Origin of the sequence: Methanocorpusculum vombati, assembly GCF_026891935.1 — an archaeon.
Taxonomy (GTDB): Archaea; Halobacteriota; Methanomicrobia; order Methanomicrobiales; family Methanocorpusculaceae; genus Methanocorpusculum; species Methanocorpusculum vombati.
On the sequence record NZ_JAPTGC010000001.1, the window covers coordinates 170,762 to 184,868 of the forward strand.

At 53.5% G+C, this 14,107-nt stretch carries 17 protein-coding genes; 8 read left to right on the plus strand and 9 right to left on the minus strand.

Translation table 11 applies throughout. From position 1 onward, the window contains the following. Positions 1–28 precede the first annotated feature (28 nt). The 6 genes from O0S09_RS00850 to O0S09_RS00875 all read right to left on the minus strand — a co-directional run bounded on the left by O0S09_RS00850 (position 29) and on the right by O0S09_RS00875 (position 5,495). A complete protein-coding gene (locus tag O0S09_RS00850) occupies positions 29–1,735 on the minus strand; it encodes a cache domain-containing protein (protein ID WP_268921989.1) in 1,707 nt (568 codons plus the stop codon). Positions 1,736–1,967: 232 nt separating this feature from the next. Further along, positions 1,968–2,918 (minus strand): adenosylcobinamide-phosphate synthase CbiB, encoded by a 951-nt coding sequence (gene cbiB / locus O0S09_RS00855; RefSeq protein ID WP_268921991.1) that lies wholly within the window; start codon positions 2,916–2,918, stop codon positions 1,968–1,970. After that, positions 2,900–3,463 (minus strand): DUF7524 family protein, encoded by a 564-nt coding sequence (locus tag O0S09_RS00860; RefSeq protein WP_268921992.1) that lies wholly within the window; start codon positions 3,461–3,463, stop codon positions 2,900–2,902. The genes cbiB and O0S09_RS00860 overlap by 19 nt, the downstream gene beginning before the upstream one ends. 11 nt (positions 3,464–3,474) lie before the next feature. Then, positions 3,475–3,654 (minus strand): methytransferase partner Trm112, encoded by a 180-nt coding sequence (locus O0S09_RS00865; RefSeq protein ID WP_268921993.1) that lies wholly within the window; start codon positions 3,652–3,654, stop codon positions 3,475–3,477. A 3-nt stretch (positions 3,655–3,657) separates the two neighbouring features. Continuing rightward, positions 3,658–4,668 carry an adenylosuccinate synthetase gene (locus O0S09_RS00870; protein WP_268921994.1) on the minus strand — a complete coding sequence of 337 codons (1,011 nt, stop codon included), beginning with the start codon at positions 4,666–4,668 and terminating at the stop codon, positions 3,658–3,660. Positions 4,669–4,787: 119 nt separating this feature from the next. Further along, positions 4,788–5,495, minus strand: a complete 708-nt coding sequence (locus tag O0S09_RS00875) for a JAB domain-containing protein (RefSeq protein WP_268921995.1) — start codon at positions 5,493–5,495, stop codon at positions 4,788–4,790. A 144-nt stretch (positions 5,496–5,639) separates the two neighbouring features. Between O0S09_RS00875 and O0S09_RS00880 the strand changes: the two genes are divergently transcribed. The 4 genes from O0S09_RS00880 to O0S09_RS00895 all read left to right on the plus strand — a co-directional run bounded on the left by O0S09_RS00880 (position 5,640) and on the right by O0S09_RS00895 (position 9,273). Further along, on the plus strand, positions 5,640–6,140 hold the full coding sequence (locus O0S09_RS00880) for a rubrerythrin family protein (RefSeq protein ID WP_268921996.1): 501 nt from the start codon (positions 5,640–5,642) through the stop codon (positions 6,138–6,140). Between the two features lie 80 nt (positions 6,141–6,220). Continuing rightward, on the plus strand, positions 6,221–7,249 hold the full coding sequence (locus tag O0S09_RS00885) for an AI-2E family transporter (RefSeq protein ID WP_268921997.1): 1,029 nt from the start codon (positions 6,221–6,223) through the stop codon (positions 7,247–7,249). Between the two features lie 59 nt (positions 7,250–7,308). Beyond that, entirely contained in the window at positions 7,309–8,475 is a 1,167-nt protein-coding gene (locus O0S09_RS00890; protein ID WP_268921998.1) for an FAD-dependent oxidoreductase, read from the plus strand. Positions 8,476–8,517: 42 nt separating this feature from the next. Continuing rightward, a complete protein-coding gene (locus O0S09_RS00895; protein ID WP_268921999.1) occupies positions 8,518–9,273 on the plus strand; it encodes a pentapeptide repeat-containing protein in 756 nt (251 codons plus the stop codon). Here the strand turns inward: O0S09_RS00895 and O0S09_RS00900 are convergent. From O0S09_RS00900 to O0S09_RS00910, 3 genes are all read right to left on the minus strand, one after another. Continuing rightward, positions 9,270–9,719 (minus strand): type IV pilin, encoded by a 450-nt coding sequence (locus O0S09_RS00900; protein WP_268922000.1) that lies wholly within the window; start codon positions 9,717–9,719, stop codon positions 9,270–9,272. The genes O0S09_RS00895 and O0S09_RS00900 overlap by 4 nt on opposite strands. Further along, complete coding sequence (locus O0S09_RS00905; protein ID WP_268922001.1) at positions 9,685–10,530, minus strand: hypothetical protein; 846 nt, start codon at positions 10,528–10,530, stop codon at positions 9,685–9,687. Before O0S09_RS00905 ends, O0S09_RS00900 begins: the two co-directional genes overlap by 35 nt. A 254-nt stretch (positions 10,531–10,784) precedes the next feature. Next, positions 10,785–11,672: a PEGA domain-containing protein gene (locus tag O0S09_RS00910; RefSeq protein WP_268922002.1), complete on the minus strand. Its 888-nt coding sequence runs from the start codon at positions 11,670–11,672 to the stop codon at positions 10,785–10,787. 119 nt (positions 11,673–11,791) lie between these two features. Between O0S09_RS00910 and fhcD the strand changes: the two genes are divergently transcribed. From fhcD to O0S09_RS00930, 4 genes are all read left to right on the plus strand, one after another. Continuing rightward, positions 11,792–12,676 (plus strand): formylmethanofuran--tetrahydromethanopterin N-formyltransferase, encoded by an 885-nt coding sequence (gene fhcD, locus O0S09_RS00915; RefSeq protein WP_268922003.1) that lies wholly within the window; start codon positions 11,792–11,794, stop codon positions 12,674–12,676. 79 nt (positions 12,677–12,755) lie between these two features. Further along, positions 12,756–13,220, plus strand: a complete 465-nt coding sequence (locus O0S09_RS00920; protein ID WP_268922004.1) for a DUF1890 family protein — start codon at positions 12,756–12,758, stop codon at positions 13,218–13,220. Next, positions 13,199–13,483: a DUF1894 domain-containing protein gene (locus tag O0S09_RS00925; RefSeq protein ID WP_268922005.1), complete on the plus strand. Its 285-nt coding sequence runs from the start codon at positions 13,199–13,201 to the stop codon at positions 13,481–13,483. The genes O0S09_RS00920 and O0S09_RS00925 overlap by 22 nt, the downstream gene beginning before the upstream one ends. A 6-nt stretch (positions 13,484–13,489) precedes the next feature. Next, complete coding sequence (locus tag O0S09_RS00930) at positions 13,490–14,050, plus strand: manganese efflux pump MntP (protein WP_268922006.1); 561 nt, start codon at positions 13,490–13,492, stop codon at positions 14,048–14,050. The last annotated feature ends 57 nt before the right edge of the window (positions 14,051–14,107 follow it).

The following is a 14,107-nucleotide window of genomic DNA, read 5'->3' on the forward strand; positions in this document are numbered from 1 at the left end:
TTCCGCGGATACGGTTTTTCCAGTACGCTCAAACCGTTTCCAGCATCTTCATTGGTACGGTGAGCAGGATGAACCATTCATCATCGATTGGCTGTACATATCCCAGTGACAGCCGGGTTGTGGCATCGCTCTTTGACGGGAGGTTGATATAGTTGAATCCTCCTCCTGCGCGTGCCATTGCGAGTGTGTCGCGCCCGATGGATGCTCCGTAGATGTCGGTGATTCCCAGAAGATTTTCGGTTGACCAGGGATTCGGGTCGTGAACGAGGGTGTTTCCTGCAGAGTCATAGATGCTGAGCTCGATGTCGCCGCGGTAGTGGGAACCGTTATTGAGAGAGGCGAGGGCTGCTTTTTTCCCCTCTTTCTGAACGAATGCAATTATCTCCCGGCCATACTGAATCATATTCATCCGCGTGTCCGGGGATATGGTGGCGCGGATCTCCGGGTAGTACTCACCGACCGTAATATACCAGGTCTCGTCGATCGGGAGGACGTAGGCTACTTTGAGTTCCGGTGTCATGTTGTCAGCCGGGTTTTCATAGACATCGGTGACGTAACCGCCGCCCTGTTTTGCCCGGTTGGTAAGCATTTTGACACTGGATACGCCGTTGATGTCCATATAGTCCGTCCGGTCTGCGCCGAGAAGTCCCGGGCGGTAGGGGTTTGCGAGCTGGGTGTTGTTTGTGTCAAATGCGGCGATGTAGTACTCCTGTGTGGTGAAGTTGCCGTCCGGTTTGTTGAACTCTGCGAGAGCTGCTTCCTTTCCCTCTTTCTGAATATAGAGGTAGGCGCTGCGGGCGAACTCTTCCAGTTTGAGGTTGGTGGTTCTGGTGGGGGTGTCCACCTGCATGGTGCTGTCGATGTCAGAGGTTACAACGATGACCGGGCTGGAGAGGCTTATGTTTGCCGGGGCATGAACTGAGTCCCACGCGGCAACCCGGCTGACGATTTTGAGTTTTCCGTAGCTGTAAGCAGAGTAGGTTTCCACGCCGGATTTTGTATGGAGAATTGTCTGTGTCAGTATATTCAGTTCCGTCTGGTTTGGTGCTGTCATCTCCAGAATACTATCTTCCCTCTGTGATCTTTCCGGGGTGTAGATGATTCTTCCGTCCTGTTCGATGATCCATGCGGAGTATCCGGTGCTCTCTTCAAAATTCTTTACGAGTTTTTCATAGATTAAGGCCGGGTCGAGTATGACGATGAGGTATCCTGTGTATGTTCCGTTTTTGTTGATCAGCGGGAGGATGGAAACCAGGATGTCGTCACCCGTATCAATTCTTACGGCTTTCATGGTTATGGCCGGGGAGTCTGCGGAGTAGGTGAGTGCCGGATTCTTAACCATGACACTGATGTACGGGGTGATGATCTGGTTTTCCGCGGGATATGCATCGATTATCTGTTTTTCGGGGTTCACGACGAGGAAGTATTTCACCGAGGTATAGGTGGTGTAGATGTCAGCAAAAATCTGATCCACCAGGGTTTCATTGGTCGGATCTTCTGCGATGATGTCTGCTGCTTTCCGGAGGGCCTGGCTGCCGTTCACGAGGTAGGCTCCGACAATGTTCGTCAGATTTTCTGCTGCGGCAAGCTGGTCTGCATATTTTTCTTCCAGTGAGGGTTCCTGCTCCGGCTGGCTGATGCATCCCGCCGAGGATACGGTGAGGATCAGCAGTGCTGCAAGAAGCAGTACAACCCCGCACCCCCTTCCGATGTTCCCCGCATCGATTTTTGACATTATTCCATTCCCTGTTTTTTTAGAAATACTTTTATTTTATTCGAAGTTGTCCGTTCTTCGAAAAAATATTTTAATTCTGATATTGTATTGTATATTCACCGTGGACTTATTAACCTTCCCCGGGTAGGTGCAAAAAGATCTCATTGTGAGGTGTCGTACCTAATGATACGACACTGTTTTCAGCATCATTTCTGCAAAATTGCAGGATGTGTACTCTGTTCCGGAGAATTCTTTAGGGAAGGAGCAAGAATACATCTCCCTGAATGATCAGCAGGAGGAGAAGCAGCAGTGCCGAAAAAAGAATCGTTGTCTCTCTGAGTGTTCTGATGATGCAGTGTCCGCCTTTTTCCAGTGTTTGTTCGGGCGAGCCGATCGTGTAGACGCCCGGTTTGTCAAACATCACGCCGCATCCCCCGGCAATCAGACTCATGGGAATACCGCCGTTGAATCCCGGGCGTTTTTTCCCGTCTGCCCGGAAGACTGCAACTGCCCTTCCCGCCCGGCCGCGGCAGGCAAAGAGAATCAGCAGCAGACCGCCGGTGATCCGCGCAGGGATCCAGGCAAGGACATCATCCATCCGTGCGGCAAACCAGCCGATGCGGATACGATCGTCTTTGTAGCCGAGCATCGCATCCATCGTATTCGCCGCACGGAATAGTGCTGCCCCGGCAATTCCCATCCCGAACAGCAGTTCAAAGACGGCAAACCAGAAGATCGGCGCAACGATACTGTCCACCAGATTTTCCGATGCCGATTCGTATGCTGCGGATCGTACCTGTTCGAAGGATAATTTGCCTGCATCGCGACTGACCAGCATCTGAACTGCTGCCCGTCCTTCGGATTCGCCCCGCGCAAGTGCCGCTTCAACGTCTGTGACATGTTCTTCCAGAGACCGCGATGCAAAGCAGAACGACAGTACCACTACTGCAAGCGGAATCTGAATGAACCAGTACCGGGTTGGGATCAGGCAGATCAGAAGAAACGGCAGAGTGAAGACCGCGACGGTCAGCAGCCATCCGGCAATGCCGGTGAGGCGTTCCAGCCGTTTTGGATAATAGTTGGTTTTTCCCCACCATCCGATCACAGTTCCAAGAAGCGCTACCGGATGCCAGCGGGAACGGGGATCGCCGATCAGCCGGTCAAGGACAAGTGCGAAAAAAAGGATTACTGCGCCGAATGCCATGCAATGATGACTCCGGCAAGCATAATGAGGTAGACGACGATCGTCATGGCAAGTCCGTCAATATTCAGGGAGAAGAACTGCCACAGCACAATAATGATCGCAGCGATGATCGGCATAATTAGCATCATCACCGCCTTTCCGGCACCCGCGTTCAGGGATGAGGATCTCCTCTTCGGCTCGGCAACCGGTTCTTCCGGGAAGATGACCGGTTCGGGTGACGGGGCGACCGGGCAGGATTTCAGCACATTGATCGTAAACGCCTCACGGCGCATGCCGTACCCGGTGATGACCTGCATGTCGAAACTTCCTGTTCCCGCATCCTCCTTCATCTTGATCTCAAGTTCCGACTCGCCTTCCACATAGATGTTTTCGTAGGTGAAATCCGTGTAGGCGGACGCCTCGCAGCGCAGGGTTGCGTGGGTCGGGGACCCGTGGTTCACAAACCGGATGTGCAGCGCGGTTCCCGCGCTCACATCCACGGCGTCGGTGGATAGTTCCAGGGAGTTAATCCCCAGACGGTTCAGCTGAATTTCAACAATGGCCATAGTAGAGCACCTCAGTCTCCCTGATCCGGAAGAAGGTTTGCAATGCCGGAGGAGATGGGGTACACCCGTTTGCAGGATGTGCAGGTCAGCAGTCCTTCGACAATATCTGTATCATTACCCTCCATCTCTGTAAGCATAAAGTTTCCCTTGCAGACAGGGCAGCAGATACTATCGAGGACCCAGCGTTTCATGTTTTACAGCTCGGATCTGATATCAATGATCTGCGACTGTTCCGGACCGGTTGAGATGATGCCGACCGGGCATCCGGTGTCGGACTCGATCTGTTCGAGGAACTCCCGGACCTTCGGCGTGAGTTTGCCGTACTCCTTGACGCCGAAGACATCCTTGTCGATGTGGTCAACACCCGTGATGGCGATTGCCGTGCAGCCGTTGATCATTGCCGAGTAGCGTGCCATTTTGCCATCCCAGGTTCCGATTCTCCGTTCGCGGTGTGTGACGGTGCCGAACTCCTGAATGCCCATTGAAATGGACTGGTCGTGGGTAAGTTCGGTCGGGAACGGGCCTTCGCCGACCCGGGTCGGGAATGCCTTGAAGACTACAACCACGTCATCGATCTTGGTCGGGCCGACACCGACGTCTGCTGCCATCTGTGAGGCGGACGTGTCTTTGCTGGTTACAAACGGATAGTTTCCGTAGTAGAGGGAGATACCGAATCCCTGTGTTCCCTCAATTACCACCGACTCGCCTGCATCAATTGCATCGTTCACGTTCTGGGCCACATCGATAATATAGGGGGCAAGTTCGGGGACATCCTTTGCGAGGCGTGCCGTCCGCATTACGCGGTCGGAGTTTGCCGGACCGCAGCCGGAGCCGGTAGAACCGACCGTTTTGGAAAGGTGATCGTCGTGTTTGTCCTTGTAGATGTGTTCCTCTTCGATGATTCCGCAGCGGCTGTCAACGAAGGTGCGGTCTCTGCATCCAAGCACTTCCAGCTCGTGGGCAAAGACCCGCGGGTCAACCAGAACACCGCTGCCGATCATGAGTTTTGCATGGGGGTAAATGAATCCGGACGGTACCATCCGCACACCGTATTTTTTCTCTCCCACTTCCACGGTGTGGCCGGCGTTCGGCCCGACACCGCCGCGTGCAATAATTGTTGCTTTATCCTGCTGGGCAATGTGGGCGACGATTTTTCCTTTTCCCTCGTCACCAAAAAAACCGCCGACAATGATCGTGCTTGGCATACTGTATCAATATCTATGGGCGGCGGAATCACATAAGGTCTTGGTTTTCATGGCTGTCGTTCCGGGACTTCCGGAACCCCCCGGTACCGGTCATCCGTCTCCGATCCGTTCTGCTCTCCTCACGGATTTTCGCGGGGACTTCCGGATGTTTCCGTCGTCGGTTTTCCTTTGATCTCGGTAAGAATGCTTCGGAATCCCTCGCACGGCCCTATAATCAGGTGGTCCAGCAGTTCAATCCCCAGAATAGTTCCTGCATCCAGAATATTTTTTGTCATGAGAATGTCCCGTGCGCTCGGGGTGAGGTTCCCCGATGGGTGATTGTGAATGAGTATGATCGCCGCCGCACGATCCGTTACTGCGTCTGCGAACACTTCGCGGGGGTGGATCTGGCTCTGGTTGACCAGTCCCCGGGTGATCAGCCGGATGTTCAGGATCTCATGCGCTCCGGAAAGTGTTGCTGCAACCACATTTTCCTGCTGATCGTAGCGGTACTGGCTGATAAATGGCAGAATGTCTTCGGCGCACTGAACTTTTGCGTTCTTTCTGTCCGGCGGCGGAAACCTGCGGGCAAGTTCAAGGGCTGCAAGAATCTGGCAGGCCTTTGCCGGTCCCATCCCGTCAACCGCGGCAACGTCCTGTATGGACGTTGCATAGGTGTGCTTCATCAGAATGTCCGCCACGGTTCTGCCGATCTTGAGTGCGTCATTTTTTACCGTTCCGCGGCCGATGATCGCTGCGATGAGTTCTGCGAGGGTCAGACTTTGCGGTCCGTTTGCGATCAGTTTCTCCCGTGGCCGATCGATCTCCGCTGTGTTTTTCAGACTCATGCTGCTCTGATGAGTTATCAGCAAAGAAATTATATTAATGTGTCGCAGATATTCACTGGATTTTTTCAAAAAGTTCTGGTATTTTTTTCCAGGACAGGTACTCATCCCAAACCTTTATTCCCCAACTTCTGCAAATAATAGTACATGGACACTAAGACATGCATTGCAGATGCTTTTGCCGGTGAGTCACAGGCAAACCGTAAGTACAAATCCTTCTCCGAAGCAGCAGCCGACGAGGGATACGAACATGTTGCAAAGCTTTTCCGTGCAACCTCCGCAGCCGAGGAAATTCATGCACGCCGTCTTCTCCGTGTCGGCGGCTATATCGGTACAACCGTTGCAAACCTTGAAGCCGGTATGGCAGGCGAACTGCACGAAACCAACGAGATGTACCCCTCCTTCATTAAAGTTGCCGAGGCAGAAGGCCGTCAGGACGCACTCATCACCTTCGAACACGCAATGAAGGCGGAAGCAGTTCACGCCGACCTCTACAAGCAGGCACTTGAGGCAGTCAAGGCAGGCCGCGACTTTGAGGTCAAGACCGTGTACCTCTGCCCGGTCTGCGGCAACATTGAGATCAACAAGACCTCCGACCGCTGCCCGATCTGCGGCATCCCCGGCGCATCCTTCAAGATCGTCGAGTAAACCGTTCTCACCCCCCATTTCCAACTTTTTTGTAGCAATCCACGCGGGCTTTATCATTCTTCAGGGCTGATTACTACCCAATGAATTTCAGTGCCTTTGCACGGGACAATCTCAGCCTGATCCTTATTGCCGCCGTCGCTCTGCTGACGCTTTTTCTTGCACGCGACTATCTGTTCATCGCCATTTTTGCCCTCTCCATTGCGGTTGTCTGCATGCCGCTGCACCGCAGACTGATTCGGACAATGCCTGTATGGATATCTGCCGGTACGATTACCACCCTCATTACCGGCGCAGTAGTCGGTATCGGTGTTGCAGTGGTGGTTGTTCTGCTTTCCGACATTGAGTATCTGCTTTCGATTCTTCGGGTAATGGCTGATACCCTGTTCCGGATTCTCGGAACCGCGGGCGGGGACGCCGCCGGAAACGTTGCCGGAGCCCTTGGATCGATGATCACCGCCGCGTTTCCCAAATTTGTTATCACCTTCGCCGAACTCGTCCCGGCACTCATCATCGACATCATCCTCTTCTATGCGCTCCTCTACAGCTTCATCGCGCTCGGCGATCGTATCTGGGGCGACATCTGGTCTGTTCTTCCGGAAAATGCAAAGGAAAATGTCGGCCTGATGGCGTCCAAGACCAAGGACATTCTCTACTCCCTCTATATTGTGCATGTGATCATCTCGATTCTCACCTTCTTTTTGGCCTACGGCTTTTTCCTGCTGCTCGGGTATGGTCATGAGATGTTTTATGCAATGCTGTGTGCGGTGTTTGCCCTGATTCCGTTCCTCGGCCCGGTAATGATTCTGATCTTTGTCGGACTCTACTCCCTGTGTATCGGTGACTGGCGGGGAGTCTTCCTTATCTGCACGGTCGGCTACTTCCTCCTCTGTGTAGTGACGGATATCATTCTCCGGCCGAAACTTACCGGAAAACGGGTACAGATTCGTCCGATGCTGATGTTTATCGGATTTTTCGGCGGTGCAATGATCATGGGGCTGCTTGGTTTTGTTCTCGGTCCGGTTCTGCTGGTTTTGGGAATCACCGGCTATGAAATCTTCTTCAAAGAGATGCGGCGGATGAAAACTCCCGAACCCGCCGATGCAGAATAACCGGAACGGGTCATGCCTCTATCCCACCCTTTTAATTTTCCCGCGCCAAAAATTGGAGTATGACTGTTCCTGATATTACCGTGTACTCCACCAAACAGTGTCCGCACTGTAATAATCTGAAGGCATGGCTTGCACAGAAGAATATTTCCTATCACGCGATCGATGTCGGCGAGGATGCAGACGCCGCCCGCGAGATGATCGATCTCACCGGCCAGCGTGGCGTGCCGGTTATCATTATCGACGGCGACGTGATCGTGGGATTCGATCGTCCGAGAATCGAGGCGCGGCTCCGCATCGACAGCGGCAAAGCGATCTCCGCGGATCATGAACTGATCGTTATCGGTTCGGGTGCCGCCGGACTTGCGGCGGCGATGTATGCCGGCCGCAAAGGTCTTGAGACGCTGGTTATCGGCGGTGCCCGCGGCGGCATGGCCACACGAAGTGCTGAGATTGAAAACTATCCGGGATTTTACCGGATCTCAGGCGAGTCTCTGATGCGTCTGTTTGCGGATCAGGCGGAAGGGGCAGGTGCTGTTATCCTTGACGATGTGGTGACGGGTTTTTCTGTGCGAAACGGTCTGTTCTTTGTTGAGACACTGTCCGGTCGGGAGTTCACTGCCCGGGCCGTGATTGCCGCGTCCGGCCGAACGCCGAAACTCAGCGGAGTTCCAGGCGAGGCGGAGCTGTTCGGGAAGGGGGTCTCCGTCTGTACAACCTGTGACGGTCCGTTTTTCAAAGGGAAACGGGTTGCGGTGTACGGCGGCGGCAACACCGCCGCAGATATGGCGCTTGAGATGAGCGGCATTGCATCGGTTGTGTATCTGATCTCCCGCAGTCCCCTGAGAGCGGATGCGGTCACTATTGACCGCCTTAAGGAGAGGAGGAACGTGGTAATCGAGACTGGGGTTGTGATCACCGGTCTTCACGGCGACGGAGCATTATCTGCCATCGATACCGCGCCCCGATCTGATCCGGCAAACACGAGCAGTCTTGCGATCGACGGGCTGTTTCTCGGTCTTGGTCTTACTCCGAACACTGCGGTGTTTGCGGGTGCCGTCGGCATGAACACCTTTGGCGAAATTCTTGTTGACGAGAACTGCAGAACGGATGTTCCGGGATTGTTTGCCGCAGGGGATGCGACCTCTGTTGAGAGTAAACAGCTTGGTATTGCCGTGGGGGACGGGATCAAAGCTTCGCTTGCTGCATATTCGTATCTGAGAAAATGATCCCGTTGCCCGGTGACATGTTCTTATACGGTATCCGCACATATGAATACAAAACGAGGTTCGTTCACCATGCCCCCACGTCGCACCCGGTTTAATCAGGATCAGTATGCACTGCTTCGCCGCGGCTCCGAGTCAATGGACTTTACGGAGTGGAACCGCTGGTATGCGGAATATCTCGCGGACAATCTCTTTCTCCGCAGTACGGACTCCTATGGTGCGCATCTTGCGGGCGCGGACCTTGCCTACTGGTATCTGGAGGGTGCGGACCTCCGGTTTGCCCAGCTGCAGGGAGCGGATCTCTCTTACTCGTATCTGAAGCATGCGAATCTGGCGAATGCAAATCTTGCCGGTACCAATCTCTGGCGGGCGTTTTTTGCGGGCGCGGAACTTTCGGGGGCTAATCCGGATGCGGCGGTGTATGATCCGGCAGGCAGGATCAAGTTTGATCCGCTTCACGCGTCCCGGCTTCGGGAAGCGGCGGAGTCGGGGAACATCGGGGCATGGAATGAGTGGTATAAGAGGGAGCTTTCCAAAGCGGATGGTGATGTGCGGCTGTACGGGGCGTACCTTGAGGAGGCTTCCCTGCGTAATCTGGATCTGTCGGGCGCTGTCCTCTGCTACGCGCATCTGGAAGGTGCGGATCTCCGGCATGTGAATCTTTCCGGTGCGAATCTTTCGCATGTGCATCTGGAAGGTGCGGATCTCTGGCAGGCGGACCTTACGGGTGCGGACCTCCGGTATGCCGAGCTTGGCGGCGCAAATCTTGCGGGCGCGAAGAAGGAGAAGGCACTGTTTTAATCGGGGACGGCGTCTGTGATCGGTGTCACGCCGGTCTTTCTGTTTAGCCCGTAGTGATAGAGAATGGTATCTTTTCCCGGACCATGCCAGACAAGATACACATCTGAGAGTGTTTGTTCACTTTCAAGATACTCTCCGCTTTTCCATGCAGTCCAGTCTTTTTTCCCGTTTACGAGTGTCCGGTGGGTTATATCATTATCCAGATTATAGATGGTGACTGAATCTCGGTACAGGGTATCGCCTCCGGCATGATAGAGATGTTTTCCTTCCGCCGATGTCTGAATCCTTACATCCGGCACATCCGATTCCATTGCATTCATCTGCTGAAACATGACGATTCCGACTGCCGCACAGCAGCCGGCAACCATGAGAAGCAGAAAAACCGAAGCCACCACGGGAGTGAGTGCATCGTTACGCGTAGATAATTTCTGCCGGTCCTGTAGCATAGACTGCCTCGCGGAGGATTATTTCGGAGAGTGTTGTGTTCGTTTTCGTTTCAAGCCGGAGGGTAAGAGGATCGGTTTGATCAATGGTAAAGGTTGATCCAGTTGCAATCCGTTCCTTTGTTTCAAAGAACACGTCCTCCCATAGTTTTCGTTGTTCAGCGTCAGGACTCTGGAACTGTATTGTTGCATTGTCCTTCCAGTACAGCGTTCGTGCCGCGGACCCCTGAAGCATCATCGTTACCGGCAGATGGCCGTTGCCGCTGATCTCCGAGTTCCCTGTAAATGAAATGCTGCCTATCTCTATTCGTGCGGCGGTCGGTGCAACCGGCGATATCTGCATCAGTGCGGGAGTTGTCCACGCAGGGTTCCTGCCGGCAGTTTTGAGATGAATCCCTCCGGATTCGTACGTCACCACCGATCGCTTTCCGGAAAAACCGGCGGCTTCTGCGGACACTCTTCCAATCCGGAGGGTTGTGGTGTTGCCGAAGTCATCGTCGGTCACGATGCTGAGTTTTCCTCCGGTGTCGGTGACGACGCGGAAGGTGAGTCCCTGCGTCTTTGGCAGAATGAACCCGACAGCCGCATCATAGTTCTCCTGTACCCGGAGCGTGTCGGCTGCAAGTTTGTACTGGAGGAATGATCGCTGCAGTTCCCGGAATGTGTGTTCATCCTGTTCTTTCATCAGTTCAGGAAGTCCGACCGCTGCCCAGATACCTAAGGTTGCTGCGGCAATCACCAGCAGCAGTACAAACCCGATCACGATCGAGGATGCGGCATCCGGTTCCTGTATCCCCCGGAAGGATAATCTCATCGTGTTATTACGGGTATTATTTTTTCTGATATTATTTCAATTTATTAATCCAAAATTAGGTTTTCCCTGAAAATACCTTTAATGAACAAAATACCGCAGAATTTTCTCCGGAATTGTCTTGTCAGGACATTGTATCATCGTCCGGATTGCAAATCCGAAAAACAGTCAGGGAATCACCACTTTTCCCGGGAAGATAACTCGGAGAGATATTGAATCCTTCCGGGGAAGGATTCAATATTTCAGAAAAGAGGGGGTCAATGTCTGAAGGTGATCAGACATCCTGCTGCAATCAGTACTCCGGCAAAGACCGGTACAATACCTGCCGCAGCTTTTGTCGGTGCAACAGGCGCTGCCGGTACAGGATTCAGCACGGCGGTCTGGGTGACAACATCTCCCGCTGCGACCGTGAGTGTCGTCTGCCACGCCATATAGCCGTCACGGCTTACGAGTACGCTGTAACTTCCCGGCACCAGTTCCGGGATTGTCAGCGGCGTGTAACCGCGTAACTCATTGTTCAGCGAGACCGTTGCCCCGGACGGTGTTGAATCAAGCGTAATTGCCGCAGTCGTTGTCGATCCTGTTACGGTCGGCGTAGGTGTTGCGGTCGCAAGGGGAATCAGCCGGACATTCGTCAGGTACGTTGCATAGCCCGACGGCGTGTTGTAGTCCGTTACCGTGTAGGGTTTGTAGCCGTCCATCTCCAGCCGTATTGTATGGAGACCGGAGGAAAGATCCGCAATCTGGAGTCCGCCATAGTGGGTCGTTCCGTAATAGACATCATCCACATACACCGAAGCACCTTCGGGCGTACTGTCCACCACGAGACCTGCAAGTGTCTCGGATTTTTGCAGATTTGCCGACATCGGGACAGTATTCGCACTCGGCCCGCCCGGAACGTACACATTTTCTGCCACATACTCATGATATCCCGCCTTCACCACGCGGACGGTGTGGGATCCTTCGGGAATATTCACAAACGCATTGTTCGTCTGGCCGACATAGACCCCGCTTACATATACATCAGCAGGCTGCGGCGAAGATATTACGGAAACAGCACCGGTCTGTCCTGCGGCAGCGGAAGCCGGAAGACAGACCAGCAGAATCAGCAGCAGACACATACCTGCGGTCAATGACAATTTCATAGCAGACTATACTGCGTATATGCGCATATATCTTCTGCTGATGGCAACATCGTGCGGAAAGAAAATGCTCTTTATCTTTGATGTCCCAATTTATACTATCACTAAAAACTGGTGAACATATGGAATTCAACGGTGTTATTCTCGAAGACACATATGCAGAAGGCTTCCCGGTGTGGGTTGCCCGTGTCGTAATTACTGCAGTAACGAAGGAATGGGCCTACAAGGCAGCAACCGAAGCAACCGGATTTGCAACCTCCACGATCGGATGCCCGTGTGAAGCAGGCATCGAGCGGTTTATGCCGCCGGCAGAGACCCCTGACAACCGCCCCGGATTTTCTATTCTGATCTGCTGCGGCAAGAAAGCACTCAAGGAACAGGTTCTTGAGCGTGTATCCGAGTGTGTTCTGACCGCTCCGACCACGGCTGTCTTTAACGGCAAGGCGGGTTCGGAAGAGATCATCCCTATCAAGCTCCACTTCTTCGGCGACGGCTATGAGTCCAAGGTCGAGGTCGGCGGCATTCAGTGCTGGTCCATCCCGATTATGGGCGGCGACTTCATTGTGGAAGAGGAGATCGGTGCAGTCAAGGGTGTCGCAGGCGGCAACTTCCTGATCATGGGCGACTCCCAGATGTCCGCACTTGTTGCAGCAGAAGCAGCAGTCGATGCAATCAAGGGTGTCCCGGGCACGATCACTCCGTTCCCCGGAGGCGTTGTTTCGTCCGGTTCCAAGGTAGGTTCCAAGAAGTATAAGTTCATGGGCGCATCCACCAACGAGAAGTTCTGCCCGACCATCCGCGAGAAGGTTGAAGACACCGAGATTCCGGAGAATGTCAAGGCAGTGTACGAGATCGTTATTGACGGTGTCGATGAGGCAAGCGTGAAGGCAGCCATGAAGGCAGGCGTTCAGGCAGCATGCAGAGTTCCGGGTGTCGTGAAGATCACCGCAGGAAACTACGGCGGCAACCTCGGCCCGTTCAAGTTCTTCCTCAAGGACTGCATCTAAATATTTTTCCCTTTTTTTGGCGTGTGTTATCCGCAAAACCAATGTTTATCCCTTCCGAGCACTGACGTGTACATCACGTATGACCGATGAAGTGCTTCTCCTGCTGGGATGCCCGCAAATACCGGTCCAGTCTCCTCTTGTTCTTTACGTGGCTGATTTACTGAAGGATCTCGGCAAAATTCCGGTGGTCGCGGCGAACCCCTCGGCCAGGCAGCTGATTGTTGCAAGTGATCCGAAGAAGCATTACGTGGCGGAGTACCGGGATGTGGATCGGACGATTGCGGATCTTGCTGATGGTAAGGTGAGGTATCCGCTGATTATCTCTTTTATTCACAATGATGCGGGTCTGACCTATACGGCAACAGCCGCTGCTCTTGCGCCGGAGTCGCTTCTGGTTACCGTTCTTTTCGGGGAGCATGCATATGATCTTGCCGGGGAGATTGCGTTTCCGGCAGAGAAAATTGTGGCGCCGGTGACGCATAATACCCGGCCGCTGCTTGCAAAAATCGATGAGGTGATGGAATGGGCTGTCTTGAAAATATGAATTATGAGATTCTCGCCAGGAACTGCAGTTTCAAGGAGGCGAGAGAGATTATCCGGGAGAACAGTACGGAGAAGTATGAGGTGCCGCCGGGATTCAAACTGCTGGAAAAACCTCTGCTCGGTATCCCGCCGGTTCTTGTCGGGGTGAAGGAGGAGAAACTGGTGTACGGATACACGAAACCCTGCCATGGAACGTTTGTTGTGGTTGTCGAGGATCCGGAGGGCGTGGACCACGTGAGAAAGAACGGCAAGCCGGTCTGGTAGTTTTTCATGGTGGCGTCTCTGATTCCCGCTTTTTTTATCGCAGTCGGTCTTGCGATGGATGCGTTTTCCGTTTCTCTTGCGGGCGGTGCGGTGCTGAAGAACCATATTCTCAGGACAGCGCTTGCTGCAGGTCTTCTGTTCGGGTTCTTTCAGTTTGCGATGCCGCTGATCGGCTACGTGATCGGAGTGCCGATCACCGATCTCATCACGCCGTACGGGTACTGGATCGTCTTTTTCCTGTTCCTGTTTGTCGGGGGGAAGATGATCTATGATGCCGTTTTCGGGGATGAGGAGTGCGGGATCGATCTGACCGGCTGGAAGGTTCTTCTGATCCTTGCGGTCGCAACAAGTATTGATGCGCTTGCGGTTGGTGTGAGTTATGCCCTGCTGGGTGAGGAGATTCTTCTTCCTTCGATCATCATCGGTGTGGTGGCGTTTGTGTTTTCGGCGGTTGGTGTTTTTGCCGGGAGTAAGCTCGGCTGCGTGTTCGGTACTAAGATGGAGATCATCGGCGGGGTTATCCTCATTCTGATCGGCTGCAAGTTTCTGCTGGAATATATTTTGTGAAGCGGGTGCGCAGAGATTTTGTTGTGTACGGTTGGGTGATGGATGGGAACGACGAAA

What these genes read in the sequence shown, in the direction of transcription:
- O0S09_RS00850 (WP_268921989.1), bottom strand. Translation starts at nt 1,735, where the DNA reads ATGTCAAAAATCGATGCGGGGAACATCGGAAGGGGGTGCGGGGTTGTA.
- cbiB (WP_268921991.1), bottom strand. Translation starts at nt 2,918, where the DNA reads ATGGCATTCGGCGCAGTAATCCTTTTTTTCGCACTTGTCCTTGACCGG.
- O0S09_RS00860 (WP_268921992.1), bottom strand. Translation starts at nt 3,463, where the DNA reads ATGGCCATTGTTGAAATTCAGCTGAACCGTCTGGGGATTAACTCCCTG.
- O0S09_RS00865 (WP_268921993.1), bottom strand. Translation starts at nt 3,654, where the DNA reads ATGAAACGCTGGGTCCTCGATAGTATCTGCTGCCCTGTCTGCAAGGGA.
- O0S09_RS00870 (WP_268921994.1), bottom strand. Translation starts at nt 4,668, where the DNA reads ATGCCAAGCACGATCATTGTCGGCGGTTTTTTTGGTGACGAGGGAAAA.
- O0S09_RS00875 (WP_268921995.1), bottom strand. Translation starts at nt 5,495, where the DNA reads ATGAGTCTGAAAAACACAGCGGAGATCGATCGGCCACGGGAGAAACTG.
- O0S09_RS00880 (WP_268921996.1), top strand. Translation starts at nt 5,640, where the DNA reads ATGGACACTAAGACATGCATTGCAGATGCTTTTGCCGGTGAGTCACAG.
- O0S09_RS00885 (WP_268921997.1), top strand. Translation starts at nt 6,221, where the DNA reads ATGAATTTCAGTGCCTTTGCACGGGACAATCTCAGCCTGATCCTTATT.
- O0S09_RS00890 (WP_268921998.1), top strand. Translation starts at nt 7,309, where the DNA reads ATGACTGTTCCTGATATTACCGTGTACTCCACCAAACAGTGTCCGCAC.
- O0S09_RS00895 (WP_268921999.1), top strand. Translation starts at nt 8,518, where the DNA reads ATGAATACAAAACGAGGTTCGTTCACCATGCCCCCACGTCGCACCCGG.
- O0S09_RS00900 (WP_268922000.1), bottom strand. Translation starts at nt 9,719, where the DNA reads ATGCTACAGGACCGGCAGAAATTATCTACGCGTAACGATGCACTCACT.
- O0S09_RS00905 (WP_268922001.1), bottom strand. Translation starts at nt 10,530, where the DNA reads ATGAGATTATCCTTCCGGGGGATACAGGAACCGGATGCCGCATCCTCG.
- O0S09_RS00910 (WP_268922002.1), bottom strand. Translation starts at nt 11,672, where the DNA reads ATGAAATTGTCATTGACCGCAGGTATGTGTCTGCTGCTGATTCTGCTG.
- fhcD (WP_268922003.1), top strand. Translation starts at nt 11,792, where the DNA reads ATGGAATTCAACGGTGTTATTCTCGAAGACACATATGCAGAAGGCTTC.
- O0S09_RS00920 (WP_268922004.1), top strand. Translation starts at nt 12,756, where the DNA reads ATGACCGATGAAGTGCTTCTCCTGCTGGGATGCCCGCAAATACCGGTC.
- O0S09_RS00925 (WP_268922005.1), top strand. Translation starts at nt 13,199, where the DNA reads ATGGGCTGTCTTGAAAATATGAATTATGAGATTCTCGCCAGGAACTGC.
- O0S09_RS00930 (WP_268922006.1), top strand. Translation starts at nt 13,490, where the DNA reads ATGGTGGCGTCTCTGATTCCCGCTTTTTTTATCGCAGTCGGTCTTGCG.